Origin of the sequence: Rhizobium sp. CF142 (assembly GCF_000281145.1) — a bacterium.
Lineage (GTDB): Bacteria > Pseudomonadota > Alphaproteobacteria > Rhizobiales > Rhizobiaceae > Rhizobium.
The window spans coordinates 12,099-25,349 of the sequence record NZ_AJWE01000133.1 but is presented as its reverse complement, the minus strand read 5'-3'; the positions used below and the strand labels follow the sequence as shown (position 1 = coordinate 25,349).

Sequence of the window (13,251 nt, the reverse complement as noted above, 5' to 3'; positions counted from 1 at the left end):
GGCAGTCGGCCTATCGCGTAAACATCAGCCGCATGCGCGCCAAAATGCCCTTCATGCCCGGAATGGAGGTCGCTCTCAGATGGCGGGCGACGACAGCCGCATCGACCCTTGCTCCGAAATGGCAGGAGCAGACGAGCCCGTGCAGTTGCCGATCGTTAAGATCGAAAAAGCTCTGGGCGTCCCCATAAGTATCGCCTTCGAGACCCGCAGCACGCAGAACCGGATCGTCATAGGCTACGGATATGGGTGACCCGGTGATCCTCATCAGTATCCGCTGGTCGCGGGGCAGATATTCGGTTTCCCGAAGGGTAACGAGCGAACGCGCAGGATCGACTTCCAGAAGCTGCGCCCACCGGTCCAACCGCTCGGCGCGAGACAGTTGTGGCGTGGTACGGCTGACCCTGGCTATAGCCTTAAGCTGATCGACTGCGTATTGTTCCATGACGGCCTCCTATTTGGAAAAATAGACTGCACGCCCCCTTGGAAAGGTTGATCCCAACTACGCTGCCTGTCCAATCACGTTTGAAGAATCGTGTCTCTTAAATGCAGGCGGAATCCCGCCACTCAGGCGAATTCGCTCTGTCGCGAAAATGTCCGCGGATGGGCGACGTGCTTCCGGACGACACTCTCCTTGCTGTCGAGCTCTTCCAGCAGAACGTCATAGCTCCAGAGATCGGCAAGGTGCTGCAGGACGAGCTTCAGATCCTCCTCTTCCAGGAACTCGTCATTGGTGGCTCGGTGCTGCAACAGCAATCTACGGTCACCTGCGAGATCGACGTCGACGATTTCAATAGCCGGGTCGGTATGGCCGATATCGTAGCCGCGGGAGAGTTGCCGCCGGATACGCCGATAACCGCGCTCGTCATGGATCGCGGAAACCAGGATACCCTCCTGAATCTCCGGGTCGTCATGGAGCTGGAACATGCGCCAGCGCCGCATGAGGCTCGGGCTCAGGAACTGGCTGACGAAACTCTCGTCGCGGTAGTTGGCCCAGATATCACGCAGGACCGCCATCGGATCGCCCCGTCCGGCGATGTCAGGAAACCAGTCGCGGTCTTCGCCAGTCGGCTCCGTCACGATGCGCTCGATATCCTGCATCATCGCAAAGCCCAACGCATAGGGATTGAAGCCGGAGAACCGCCGATCGTCGTACATCGGCTGGAACACGACATTGGTGTGCGATTTCAGAAACTCGAAATAGTTGCCGTCGCTGAGCTGCCCGCGCTCGTGCAGCCGCTGCATGATGTTGTAGTGGACGTAGGTGGCAGTCCCCTCGTTCATCACCTTGGTCTGGCGCTGGGGATGGAAATACTGGGCGACGTGGCGCACGATGCGCAAGATCTCTCGCTGCCAGGAATGCAGCCGGGGCGCGGATTTTTCGAGAAAGTAAAGGATATTGTCCTGCGGCAAACCGAGTGCAGCACGCCGGCGCTCGAGATCGCGATCGGACTTGTTGCGCTTGAGGCCGACAGGCACGGTGCGCCAGAGATCGTTGAAGATCTTCTCCTCGTGCGCACGGCGCTCCTGCAACCGCTTTTCTTCCTGCCGTAGGTCAACCTGGGTTTTGCCGGCGTAACGGTGCACACCGTGCGACATCAGCGCATGTGCAGCATCGAGCGTGCGTTCGACGGCCACTTCGCCATATCGTTCTTCGCAACGGGAGATGTAGCTCTTGGCGAAGTCGAGATAATCGAGGATGCCTTCGGCGTCAGTCCAGAGCTTGAACAGATAGTTGTTCTTGAAGAAGTGGTTGTGGCCGAAGGCAGCATGCGCAATGACCAGCGTCTGCATGGTCGCCGTGTTCTCCTCCATGAGATAGGAGATGCAGGGTGAGCTGTTGATGACGATCTCATAAGCGAGGTCACGCATCCCGCGACGGTAAAAGGCTTCGTGATGGGCAAAATGCTTGCCAAAGGACCAGTGGCGATAGAAGAGCGGCATGCCTGTCGAGGAATAGGCATCAAGCATCTGTTCCGATGTGATGACCTCGATCTGGTTCGGATAGACATCGAGCCCCAATTCCCCAAGCGCGATGTCTTCACAGGCATCATGAATGCGCTGCAGGGTCGGAAAATCCCAATCAGCCCCTTCAAACAGAAGCTTTTCCTTATGCCGCGTGCTGGTCTTCATGGCGTAGCCCCTGCCTTGGCAGCCTTCTTCTGAAACAGGTCATGGAAAACAGGAAATATCTCGTTCCTGCGGCAGACCTTGCGCATGGCAAGAGGCAGCGCTGCGGAGCGAATCTCCTGATAGAGCGTCCAGAGCGGTGACCTCGACATTGAGGAATCCCCGTCTTCCTCACCGACTTCGATATAAGCGAAGTATTGGCAGACCGGCAGGATTTCCTGCTGCAGCAGCTGGCCGGTCAGAGCGCCGTCCGAATAGGAATTGTCGCCATCGGAGGCCTGCGCCGCATAGATGTTCCACTCCGTCGGATCGAAGCGCGCGGCAACGATCGAGCGCATAACCGCCAGCGCGCTGGAGACCAGCGTGCCGCCTGTCGCCGGGCTATAGAAGAAAGTCTCCTCATCGACTTCCTCCGCCTTTTCAGTATGGCGGATGAAGACGATCTCCACTTTCTCATAACGCTGAGACAGGAAGAGATAGAGAAGCAGGTAAAAGCGCTTGGCGAGATCCTTCATATGCTCGCTCATGGAACCGGACACGTCCATGAGGCAGAACATCACTGCCTTGACGACAGGCTTCGGTGTGTTTTCAAAGCGCCGGTAGCGCACGTCGAGCGGATCGATATAGGGGATGCGCTTGCTCTTGAGCGTCAGGGCCCTCAGCCTGTCTTCAAGAACAAGGCGCTCTTCCGCATTGTCGCATTCGTCGATCTGCTTCTGGAGCGCCTCTATTTCCTCTACCTTCGGGCGATGAAGCGCCAAGCGCCGCATCATGGCAAGGCGTGTCGTGCGCCCGATGGCGATGTTGGAGGGGGAGCCGGAGACAGAAAAACCGGCCCTTTGCGGCGTAACCTCCTCGGTCTCGCTTAGTCGGCGTTTGGCGAGGTCAGGCAATTCCAGATCTTCGAGGAAGATGTTGAGGAATTCCTCCCGGGTCAGTACGAAGCGGAAGCCGTCTTCGCCGTCGCCCTCCCCCGCTTCGGACGAACGGCCGCCGCCCGATGCCGGCGGACGCTTGATAAAATCACCCTCGACGAATTTCTGATTGCCGGGAAGGATACGATCCTGAATTCCCCCTCCGCCCCGGTGAAGACCCGGTTCGGCCATGCCGCCGATCGGAAGAGTAACCTCACCGCCATCAAGCACATCGCGGATGGAGCGGTTTTGCAAAGATCGTTTAACCGCTTGTTCTACGGCGTCCTTGGCACGCCGTAAAAACCGTTGTCTATTTTCTAAACTTTTACCGCGCGGATTGAGCCGCCGGTCAATGATGTGCATGTTTGCTCCTAATGGGTACTCGCCGGACAGCCTACCTAACTCGCCTGCTTGACGCGCATGTACCATTCCACCAGCCGGCGAACCTGCCGTTCGGTATAATCCCGCGCGACCATGCGCGAGACGAACTCACTGTGTTTCTTTTCAGTCTCGCTATCCTTCTTCGATCCGAAGGAGATGACCGGCAGCAAATCTTCGACCTGCGAAAACATCCGCTTTTCGATCACTTCCCGGATTTTTTCATAACTGGTCCAGGACGGGTTCTTGCCGCCGTTGTGGGCGCGCGATCTGAGGCAGAACTTGACGATCTCGTTGCGGAAATCCTTGGGATTGGCGATGCCCGCGGGTTTTTCGATCTTCGTCAGCTCCTGGTTCAGAAGTTCGCGGTCGAGCAACTGTCCTGTATCTGGGTCCTTGAAATCGACGTCCTCGATCCAGGCATCCGCGTAATCGACGTAACGGTCGAACAAATTCTGACCGTAATCGGAGTAGGATTCCAGATAGGCCTTCTGGATCTCGTTGCCGATGAATTCCGCGTAACGCGGCGCCAATTCAGCCTTGATGAACTCCATATAGCGCTTTTCCGTCTCCTCGGAAAACTGCTCGCGGCGGATAGCCTGTTCCAGAACATACATCAAATGAACGGGGTCGGCGCCGATATCCGTCGTGTCGTGGTTGAAGGTCGACGCAAGGACTTTAAAGGCGAAACGTGTCGATATTCCGTCCATGCCCTCATCGACGCCTGCGGCATCGCGATATTCCTGTACGCTTCTGGCGCGCGGATCGGTTTCCTTCAGGCTTTCGCCGTCATAGGCACGCATCTTCGAAAAGAGATTGGAATTCTCGTGCTTGCGAAGCCGTGACAGGACGGAGAAGCGGGCCAGCATCTCCAGCGTCGCTGGCGCGCAGGCTGCATCTGCAAGCTCCGAGCCTTCGATCAGCTTCTCGTAGATTTTCTGCTCCTCCATGACCCGGAGGCAATAGGGAACCTTGATGACGCAGATGCGGTCGATGAAGGCTTCATTGTTCTTGTTGGCCTTGAAAGTCTGCCATTCCGCTTCGTTCGAATGGGCAAGGATGATACCCGAGAACGGGATCGCACCGATATTCTCGGTGCCCATGTAATTGCTTTCCTGCGTTGCCGTCAGCAACGGGTGCAGCATCTTGATCGGCGCCTTGAACATCTCGACGAATTCTAGAATGCCCTGATTGGCGCGATTGAGACCGCCGGAATAGCTGTAGGCGTCTGGATCGTTCTGCGAATAGTGCTCGAGCTTGCGGATATCGACCTTGCCGACCAGCGATGAGACGTCCTGGTTGTTCTCGTCACCCGGTTCGGTCTTGGCAATCCCGATCTGGCGAAGCCGGGACGGCTGGATTTTCACGACGCGGAAGCGAGAGATATCGCCATCGAACTCGTCGAGACGCTTGAGGCACCATGGGCTCATCAGGCCACTGAGGCGACGGGTAGGGATATCGTATTCTTCGAGCAGCAACGGCCCCATGGCCAGAGGATCGAAGAGATTGAGGGGGCTTTCGAAGACCGGGCTCAAGTCGTCGCCTGCCTTCAGTACATAGATGGGATTGACCTCCATGAGCTGCTTCAGGCGCTCCGCAAGCGAAGACTTGCCACCGCCGACGGGACCGAGCAGGTAGAGGATCTGCTTACGCTCTTCCAGGCCTTGGGCTGCATGCCGGAAGAAGGACACGATCCGCTCGATCGTCTCTTCCATACCGAAAAATCCCGCAAAGGCCGGATAGGTTCGGATCGTCCTGTTCATGAAGACCCGCCCGAGCCGCGAATCCTTGGCTGTATCGATGATCTCAGGTTCGCCGATTGCTGCCAACAGCCGCTCGGTGGCGTTGGCATAAGCCATCGGATCCTTCTTGCACAAGGACAGATAGTCCGCGATAGACATATCCGTCTCGCGGCGAGACTCGTAGTTACGGGTGAACGCATCAAATAGGGAGTTGTTCAGCATAGGCCCTCCTATAAAGGTCTGCCTCAGCGATTTTCGCCTTCGCTAAGTAAGATGGTGCGCCAATGTTTCGAAAGATCAAGGTCCTCCTAGACGGAAATAAGACATGGCTGGCATTCCAGCATCGCTACACAAAAAATTGCGCGTAACCCGTCGATTTGATCCTCGAAAGTTGACCGCCTCTATAGATTTGCGGCAGCACCGGGAGTATTATTCGCGCGCGGTATGAAAGAGAACGCCGCGCACCTTCACACCATGACGCGAATAAGTGTTGGTGCCCCTTAAAGGGCTGCCTGATTCGATGGAGCGAGGATCTCTCGCCGTCCGAATGTGGAATGTGCCTTCAAGAACCGTCCGTGAGAAAACAAGGCCTGATCGAAAACAGGCCAGCAGCGCAACCCATGCGGTCAAGGCTCGGGATCCTTCTCACATTGCTATTTGCGCAGCGACCTGTTCTGCCTGAGCCCTGATATCGGGAACGGCGGTAATCTCCCAGAATTGACCGGCTGTCAGCGCCCCCACCGCATAAAGGTTCGATTGCGCCACGCCTTCTGAATTCAGCACGTACGAATCCCGGTTTACCGAGATTCCAAGCCCAAGCGAATCCGCGACGACAAAGCCCTGCCGGCGCATTTCCTGCAGAAGCGGTGAATGCGCCAGCCCCGCCCTTTCCATCCCCGTACAATTGACGATCCAATCGACCGTGAGAGAGATCGTCTCACAGCGTCCTCTCTTGCGGTATTCGATGCCGATGCGGTCGCCGGCATCGTTGAGCGTTTTAAGATAGCCGGCGTGAAAATTGACGACGCCCTGCTTCCGCAGTTGCTCGAACCGGTCGCAGATGTCAGGCGCCACGCGATGGCGATGGATATTCCACCATGGCAAGGCATGCCGTAGGAAACGCGACCGCTCCGCCGGAGCTAGGTTCTGCCAGATCGCCTGGGTCCTGTGCCGCAGCCCGTCCATGACGCTTCGCCAGTCGGTTCCCGATCTCACCCGTCGCCTGATGTCGTGCAGGATCTGGCTGAGTGTCGTCCCCTTTGCATCGATCTCGATGGCGGCAGGTGATTTCGGATCGCGGGTATGTCCGTGCGGCGCGAGCCCACGACGGGAGAGAATATCGATGCGGCCGCGGTGCCCATGCGACCGAAGCCCGAGAACCTGATCGATCATGGTAAGGCCTGAGCCCAGGATGCAGACCCGATCCTGCGGGCCGACATGTGTCAGCCAGGAAAGGCGCCAGGGATTTTCGATCACATGCGAACGCGTGGTGCTCCCAAGAGCTCCGGTATCGACCGGCAATTTCGCATTTCCCAACCCAAGACAGAGGACGACGTCGCGGCCGGCGATTTCGCCGCCATGCTCCAACAGAAAGCCGAGAGCGCCCGGATAGCGCTCGACGCAGCCGGTGGCCTTGGCCTTGACGAAATCGACGCGGCATCGGTCATCGCGATGCCGCAGGAGATCTGCAAGCGTATCCCTGACATAGAGGCCATAATCGCTCCGTGACGCGAAATCGGCATCCGGCGAGGGACGGTTCTTGCGGCTCAGCCATTCCACGAAATCGGCCGGCCTGTCCGTGAAAAGGCTCATGCGCGCTGCTGGGACATTCAGCCGGTGGAGATGCATTTCAGTGCGATAGGCCGTGCCTCTGCCAAAACCCGGGTCATCGCCGATGACGGCGATGGACGCCGTCTGCGGAAGTTTCCGGACAAGATTGCAGACGACTGCGATAGCAGAAAAGCCGGAGCCGACGACGACAACATCATAAATCAAGCGTTCGTTCCATGATTGGCCGGTAAGGCATCGTTGCAACTAGCGCGGCTTGACGACTTGTCACGGTCTCGGACTCTCAACCAAGGTGTTTATACCCGGATCCGTTTCGGCACTGCCGGTAACCGATGTGTCAGCTCTCCGCCTTTGAAGAGCTGAACGCGGCCCGCTCGATGCCATGACGCTGCAGCTTGTCATAGAACGTCTTGCGCGGAATGCCGAGGGTTTCGATCGTCCGGCGAACGTCGCCGTTGTTCTGGATCAGCGTTTCGCGGATGATATCGGCCTCATAGCGGTCGATCCTCGCCGGCAGAGGCAGGAGAGCATCTTTGTTCTCCACCCCGTTTTGCCCCGCTCCCACCGGTGCCGCGTCAAGGCCGAGGACGAAGCGCTCGGCGAAGTGCGAGAGTTCGCGTACATTTCCTGGCCAGTCGTGGCCTTTCAGATGGCGATGCAGTTCGGACGAAACCGGCGGGGCCGGACGCTTGAAACGGTTGACCGCCCGTTCAGTGAAGTGGGCGAAGAGGAGCGGGATATCGTCGCGCCGGTCGCGCAGTGGCGGGATGCTGATCGTCACGACATTGAGGCGATAATAAAGGTCCTCGCGGAAATCGCCGCGCTCGCGCGGATCGCCGAGATCGATCTTGGCGGCGGCCACGACACGCAGGTCTACGGGCCGCACCTCGTTGGTGCCGAGCGGCATGACTTCCCGCATTTCCAGCACGCGCAGCATCTGCACCTGCGCGGAAGGCGGCATGCTTTCGATTTCGTCGAGGAAGAGTGTCCCACCGCTCGAATGTTCGATGCGGCCGATGCGCTTCTTCTGCGCGCCGGTGAAAGCGCCGGCCTCATGGCCAAAGAGTTCGCTCTCGATCACGGTTTCCGGCAAGGCACCGCAATTCAGTGCCACGAAGTTTCCCTTCGAGCGACGGCTCCAGCGATGCAGCAGGCTTGCCACCACTTCCTTGCCGCTGCCGGTCTCGCCGGTCACCAGCACATCGACATCCGTGTCGGCGATCTGCCGGAGCGTTCGCCGCAGGCGCTCCATGGCCGGCGTCTGGCCGATCAGCGGCAGGTCGCCCTGCGCCTGCTCGGCAGCCTCGCGCAGCGACCGGTTGTCGAGCACGAGCCGGCGCTTTTCGGCCGCACGATGCACGCTCTGCACCAGCCTGTCGGCCGCGAAGGGCTTGGTGATAAAGTCATAGGCCCCGTCCTGGATTGCCTTGACGGCCATCGGGATGTCACCGTGCCCTGTGATCAGGATCACGGGCAGGTCTTCATCGAGCCGGCGGATCCGATCAAAGAGCTGCAATCCGTCGACATGCGGCATGCGGATATCGGAAACGACGACACCTGAGAACTCCGCGTTCAGATCCTTCAGCGCTTCCGTAGCGGCGGAAAAGGTCGAAACAGAAAAGCCGGCAAGCTCCAGCGTCTGTTTCGTCGCCTTCAGGAGATCCTTGTCGTCATCGATAAGCAAGACCGGGATTACTTCACTCATGCCTGTGCCTTCTGCAGATAAACGGTAAAGCGGGTGCCGCTCTCGTTGCTTTCGACCTCGATACGACCGCCATAATCGGCAACGATATCCTTGGAGATGACGAGCCCAAGGCCCAGACCTTTTTCTTTCGAGGTGTTAAAAGGCGAAAAGAGCGAGCCGAGGATGTCCTCCGATATGCCGGGGCCGTTATCTGCCACAGTCACCGCCACCTCGCTGTCCGTCTCCTCGCAGAAGACCTCAACCTTCGCGCCCTCCCTGCCTTCCAGCGCTTCCAGCGCATTCTGGAAGAGGTTGATCAGCACCTGCTCCAGCCGGATGCGGTTGCCGCTTACCTTGAGATCGCCCGAAGGTAGCCTGATATCGAGCGCATCCAATCGGCCGGCAAAACGGCTTCGCAGCAGAATGACCGCGCCTTCGATGACGGCGCGCAGTTCTATCGGCTCCGCCGCAGTGCGGCCTTTGCGAGCAAAGGCCTTCAACTCCTCGGTGATGGTGCCGATGCGCTCCGTCAGGCTGGCAATCGCATCGAGATTGTCGTCGGCCGATTCCGGCTGTTGGCGTTTAAGGAAGGTGCGGGCATTGTCGGCATAGGCGCGGATGGTCGCGACCGGCTGGTTGATCTCATGCGCCACGCCAGCGGCAACCTGCCCGAGGATCGCCAGGCGGTTCGCCTGCACCAGTTCCTGCTGCACCACCTGCAGCCGCGCCTCGGTCGTGCGGTGGTCCGATATCTCCTCCTGCAGACGGTCACGGGCGCGGCTCAGGTCCTGCGTACGCTCCAGCACCCGGCGCTCCAGCTCCTCGCGGGCGGCGCGCTCGGTTGCGATACGCATGACGACGATCTGGCGGCGGCGCAGCAGGAAGGTCATGATCGCCAGCACCGGAATGAGAGCGGCCAATGTCAGCAGCCGCCATTCGCGCACCGAAGAGGCGATCGGCGCTTCGGTCGGCACGAGATATTCGAGTTGCCAGGATGTCGACGGCACCTCCGTGCGCAATCGCAGGAACTCGCCCTCCCCAGCGCCTGGCATGACGGCGTGGACGATTGCGGCTCCAGGCCTCAACACCTGCCGTTCTTCGATCGGCAAGGGCAGCAACGGCGCCTCGCCAAACTGCAAGCTGCTCCTGATCGCAGCAAGGCTTTCTTGAGGCAGAGGCTTGGCCGTCATAAAACGCCAGGACGGCAAGCTGGTGATAAGCACGACGCCGTGCTCATCGATGACATAGGCCGGCCGGGCTGCATCGCGCCAGTCGGATTCCAGCTGATCAAACTCCATCTTGACGACGACGACGCCAAGCGGAGCCGCAGCATCCCCGACCCGCCGGGAAATATAAAGACCCGGTCGGTTGCTGACATTGCCAAGCGCGAAATGCTCTGCCGTACCGGTTTCCATCGCGCGGCGAAAATAATCGCGGAAGGAATAGTCGTTGCCGACAAAACTCAGGGGCTCCTGCCAGTTACTGGAAGCGATCGCGATGCCGTTCTTGCCGGTTACATAGAGAACAGAAGCGCGGGTGCCGGCGACAAGGCTCTGGAGCTTGCGGTCAAGCCCCATGACGGCCTCTCCCTGTCCTGATGCCAGAGCGTCTCGCACCTGCTGGTCATCTGCAAGGAGCAGCGGCAGAGCCCTCGGTCCCTCCAGCACAGCACGCAGCAGCGCCACCTTGAGATTGGCGTCGGTCTGCCCCTGATCCTCCAGTGCGGCAATTGCCTGCAGTCGACCATAGACGCCGGCGCCGTAAAGGGCCGTGCCGATCAGGATGGCCGCGAGCGCCGCAAAGACCAGCCAGACAGACCGGGAGCGTCGGCCAAGCTGTTCAGGCGTCAGGAAACGTTCGTTTGCGGTCCTCTGGAGCATGGCCGGATTGTGCATGTTTTCGCACGACCGGCAAATCACTTTGTGCGAAAACTCGCACTATCGCACCTGCTTCAACCAGACACATTCAACAATATCAATCAATTAGGGAAATCCGAGAAACTGGCACGCGCGTTGCAAAACAAGTCCTCATCAGTCGGGAGGCTGTTTGACCATCATGACTTGGCCGTCGCCCTGTTGGCGTCCGGCATAGTGGAGGACACCATGGATATTGCAATGAACGCCGCTACAGAGCGCGGCAAAACTCCCTTTTACCGGCACCTCTACGTGCAGGTTCTCGCCGCCATCGCTGCCGGCATTCTGCTCGGCCATTTCTACCCTTCTCTCGGCGCTTCGCTGCAGCCGCTCGGAGATGCCTTCATCAAGCTCGTGCGCATGGTGATCGCGCCCGTCATCTTCCTGACCGTCACGACCGGCATTGCCGGCATGGCCGATCTGAAGAAGTTCGGCCGCGTGGTCGGCAAGGCGCTCGGCTACTTCCTCGTCTTCTCGACGCTGGCGCTCGTCGTTGGCCTCGTCGTTTCCAACGTGCTGCAACCAGGCGCCGGCATGCATATAGATCCGGCAACACTGGATACGAAGGCCGTCAACAACTATGCCGCCCAGGCCCATGATGCGACGATTGTCGGCTTCCTGATGAACATCATCCCGGACACGATCGTCGGCGCCTTCGCCAAGGGCGACATCCTGCAGGTGCTGTTCTTCTCTGTCGTCTTCGGCATTGCGCTCGGCTCCGTCGGCGAGCGTGGCAAGCCCGTGCTGGATTTCTTCCAGGTTCTGACCGCTCCGGTCTTCCGCCTCGTCGCAATCCTGATGAAATTCGCCCCGATCGGCGCCTTCGGCGCCATGGCCTTCACCATCGGCAAATATGGCATCGGCGCGATCGCCAACCTCGCCTTCCTGATCGGCACCTTCTATCTGACGTCGCTGCTCTTCGTGCTGATCGTGCTCGGCGCAGTTGCCCGCTACAACGGCTTCTCCATCCTGGCGCTGCTCCGCTACATCAAGGAAGAACTGTTGCTGGTGCTCGGCACTTCGTCGTCGGAAGCCGCCCTGCCCGGCCTGATGAACAAGATGGAACGCGCAGGCTGCAAGCGCTCGGTCGTCGGCCTCGTCATTCCGACCGGCTATTCGTTCAATCTCGACGGCACCAATATCTATATGACGCTGGCAGCACTCTTCATCGCCCAGGCGACGGATACGCATCTGAGCTTCGGCGATCAGATCCTGCTGCTTCTTGTGGCTATGCTGAGCTCCAAGGGTGCGGCCGGCATTACCGGCGCCGGCTTCATCACGCTTGCCGCCACGCTCTCGGTCGTTCCCTCGGTTCCGATCGCCGGCATGGCGCTCATCCTCGGCATCGACCGTTTCATGTCGGAATGCCGTGCGCTCACCAACCTCGTCGGCAATGCCGTTGCCACTATCGTCGTCGCCCGCTGGGAAAACGAACTCGATCAGACCCGTTTTGCCGCGGCAATGGCCGGCAATCTGCGCGATGACAGTGGCCTGCTTGCTCCAGTAGCGCAGCCCGCAGAATAAGCATGAGACAAACAAATCCGCCGCCAGTCATGTGATTGGCGGCGGATTTCATTTATGTCGGCGACACGGAAGGAACATGACGAGCCTGTCGGTGATCCCCGGATTTAAAGCGCGAGACCGGTGCCGCGATCGAAAATATGGACCTGCTCGCTGGCGATATTGGCTTCGAAGCGGGCGCCATAGCGGGCGGCATAATCTCCATCCACCACGGCCGTCACGGGCTGGCCGGCAAGATCGAAGACGATATGCGTCTGGGCGCCGGTCGGCTCGACGAGCAGGGTCTGCCCGGCAAGCGCATTTCCATCCTTGCCGCCCGGTGTCAAATGCTCGGGGCGCAGGCCGATAGTCACCGCCTGGCCCGGACGGACCCTGCGGTCCGCAGCGATGCGGATCGCGGTACCATCCGAAAGACGCGCGGCCGGCTCGCCGTTTTCGCCGTCCACCGTACCGTCGAGAATATTCATCGCCGGCGACCCTATGAACGCTGCAACGAAGAGATTGGCCGGTTTTCTGTAGAGTTCGAGCGGTGTGCCCTGCTGCTCCACCCTGCCCTGATTGAGCACAACGATGCGGTCGGCAAGCGTCATCGCCTCGATCTGGTCGTGCGTGACATAGATCGAGGTCGTCCTGACCTTCTGGTGCAACGTCTTGATTTCCGAGCGCATCTGCACACGCAGCTTGGCATCGAGGTTGGACAGCGGCTCGTCGAACAGGAAGACGGCGGGATTGCGCACGATAGCGCGGCCCATGGCGACACGCTGGCGCTGGCCGCCGGAAAGCTGAGCCGGCTTGCGGTCGAGAAGCTGGGCGAGATCGAGCATTCGGGCAGCCTCGGCGACGCGGGTCTCGATCTGCGGTTTCCCGACGCCGGCGAGCTTCAGATTGAAACCCATGTTTTCCGCGACCGTCATATGCGGATAGAGCGCGTAGGACTGGAAAACCATGGCGATGTTGCGTTCGCGCGGCGTCATGTTGTTGACGACATTACTGCCGATCGCGATCTCGCCGTCCGTGATCTCCTCTAGGCCAGCTATCATCCGCAGCAGGGTCGATTTTCCGCAGCCGGATGGCCCGACGAGGGCGACGAATTCCCCATCCTCGATGTCAAGCGAAATGCCGTGGATGACGTCGACGGCGCCATAGGCCTTGCGAATATCGTTCAGTTGAACGGATGCCATGAT

9 protein-coding genes are annotated in these 13,251 nt (G+C 59.4%); 1 reads left to right on the top strand and 8 read right to left on the bottom strand.

Annotated features, from left to right (window positions below; translation table 11 throughout):
- Positions 1-10: 10 nt before the first annotated feature.
- The 7 genes from PMI11_RS33860 to PMI11_RS33830 form a co-directional block, all read right to left on the bottom strand.
- The gene (locus PMI11_RS33860) at positions 11-442 is read right to left on the bottom strand and encodes a hypothetical protein (protein ID WP_007826643.1); all 432 of its coding nucleotides are present in this window, start codon (positions 440-442) and stop codon (positions 11-13) included.
- 122 nt (positions 443-564) lie between these two features.
- Positions 565-2,130, bottom strand: a complete 1,566-nt coding sequence (locus tag PMI11_RS33855; protein WP_007826641.1) for a SpoVR family protein — start codon at positions 2,128-2,130, stop codon at positions 565-567.
- Positions 2,127-3,404, bottom strand: a complete 1,278-nt coding sequence (locus tag PMI11_RS33850) for a YeaH/YhbH family protein (protein ID WP_007826639.1) — start codon at positions 3,402-3,404, stop codon at positions 2,127-2,129. Before PMI11_RS33850 ends, PMI11_RS33855 begins: the two co-directional genes overlap by 4 nt.
- A 35-nt stretch (positions 3,405-3,439) precedes the next feature.
- Complete coding sequence (locus PMI11_RS33845) at positions 3,440-5,383, bottom strand: PrkA family serine protein kinase (RefSeq protein ID WP_007826637.1); 1,944 nt, start codon at positions 5,381-5,383, stop codon at positions 3,440-3,442.
- A 423-nt stretch (positions 5,384-5,806) separates the two neighbouring features.
- Positions 5,807-7,156, bottom strand: coding sequence for an FAD/NAD(P)-binding protein (locus PMI11_RS33840; RefSeq protein WP_007826635.1), 1,350 nt, complete (start codon positions 7,154-7,156; stop codon positions 5,807-5,809).
- Positions 7,157-7,286: 130 nt separating this feature from the next.
- Positions 7,287-8,654 carry a sigma-54-dependent transcriptional regulator gene (locus tag PMI11_RS33835; RefSeq protein ID WP_007826633.1) on the bottom strand — a complete coding sequence of 456 codons (1,368 nt, stop codon included), beginning with the start codon at positions 8,652-8,654 and terminating at the stop codon, positions 7,287-7,289.
- A complete protein-coding gene (locus tag PMI11_RS33830; RefSeq protein WP_007826631.1) occupies positions 8,651-10,528 on the bottom strand; it encodes a sensor histidine kinase in 1,878 nt (625 codons plus the stop codon). Before PMI11_RS33830 ends, PMI11_RS33835 begins: the two co-directional genes overlap by 4 nt.
- A 207-nt stretch (positions 10,529-10,735) precedes the next feature.
- Between PMI11_RS33830 and PMI11_RS33825 the strand changes: the two genes are divergently transcribed.
- Entirely contained in the window at positions 10,736-12,070 is a 1,335-nt protein-coding gene (locus tag PMI11_RS33825) for a dicarboxylate/amino acid:cation symporter (protein WP_007826629.1), read from the top strand.
- Between the two features lie 104 nt (positions 12,071-12,174).
- On the opposite strand, the gene ugpC is transcribed toward PMI11_RS33825, so the two are convergent.
- Positions 12,175-13,248: an ABC transporter ATP-binding protein gene (ugpC, locus tag PMI11_RS33820; protein ID WP_007826627.1), complete on the bottom strand. Its 1,074-nt coding sequence runs from the start codon at positions 13,246-13,248 to the stop codon at positions 12,175-12,177.
- Positions 13,249-13,251: the final 3 nt, after the last annotated feature.

What these genes read in the sequence shown, in the direction of transcription:
- ugpC (WP_007826627.1), bottom strand. Translation starts at nt 13,248, where the DNA reads ATGGCATCCGTTCAACTGAACGATATTCGCAAGGCCTATGGCGCCGTC.
- PMI11_RS33825 (WP_007826629.1), top strand. Translation starts at nt 10,736, where the DNA reads ATGGATATTGCAATGAACGCCGCTACAGAGCGCGGCAAAACTCCCTTT.
- PMI11_RS33855 (WP_007826641.1), bottom strand. Translation starts at nt 2,130, where the DNA reads ATGAAGACCAGCACGCGGCATAAGGAAAAGCTTCTGTTTGAAGGGGCT.
- PMI11_RS33830 (WP_007826631.1), bottom strand. Translation starts at nt 10,528, where the DNA reads ATGCACAATCCGGCCATGCTCCAGAGGACCGCAAACGAACGTTTCCTG.
- PMI11_RS33850 (WP_007826639.1), bottom strand. Translation starts at nt 3,404, where the DNA reads ATGCACATCATTGACCGGCGGCTCAATCCGCGCGGTAAAAGTTTAGAA.
- PMI11_RS33835 (WP_007826633.1), bottom strand. Translation starts at nt 8,654, where the DNA reads ATGAGTGAAGTAATCCCGGTCTTGCTTATCGATGACGACAAGGATCTC.
- PMI11_RS33860 (WP_007826643.1), bottom strand. Translation starts at nt 442, where the DNA reads ATGGAACAATACGCAGTCGATCAGCTTAAGGCTATAGCCAGGGTCAGC.
- PMI11_RS33845 (WP_007826637.1), bottom strand. Translation starts at nt 5,383, where the DNA reads ATGCTGAACAACTCCCTATTTGATGCGTTCACCCGTAACTACGAGTCT.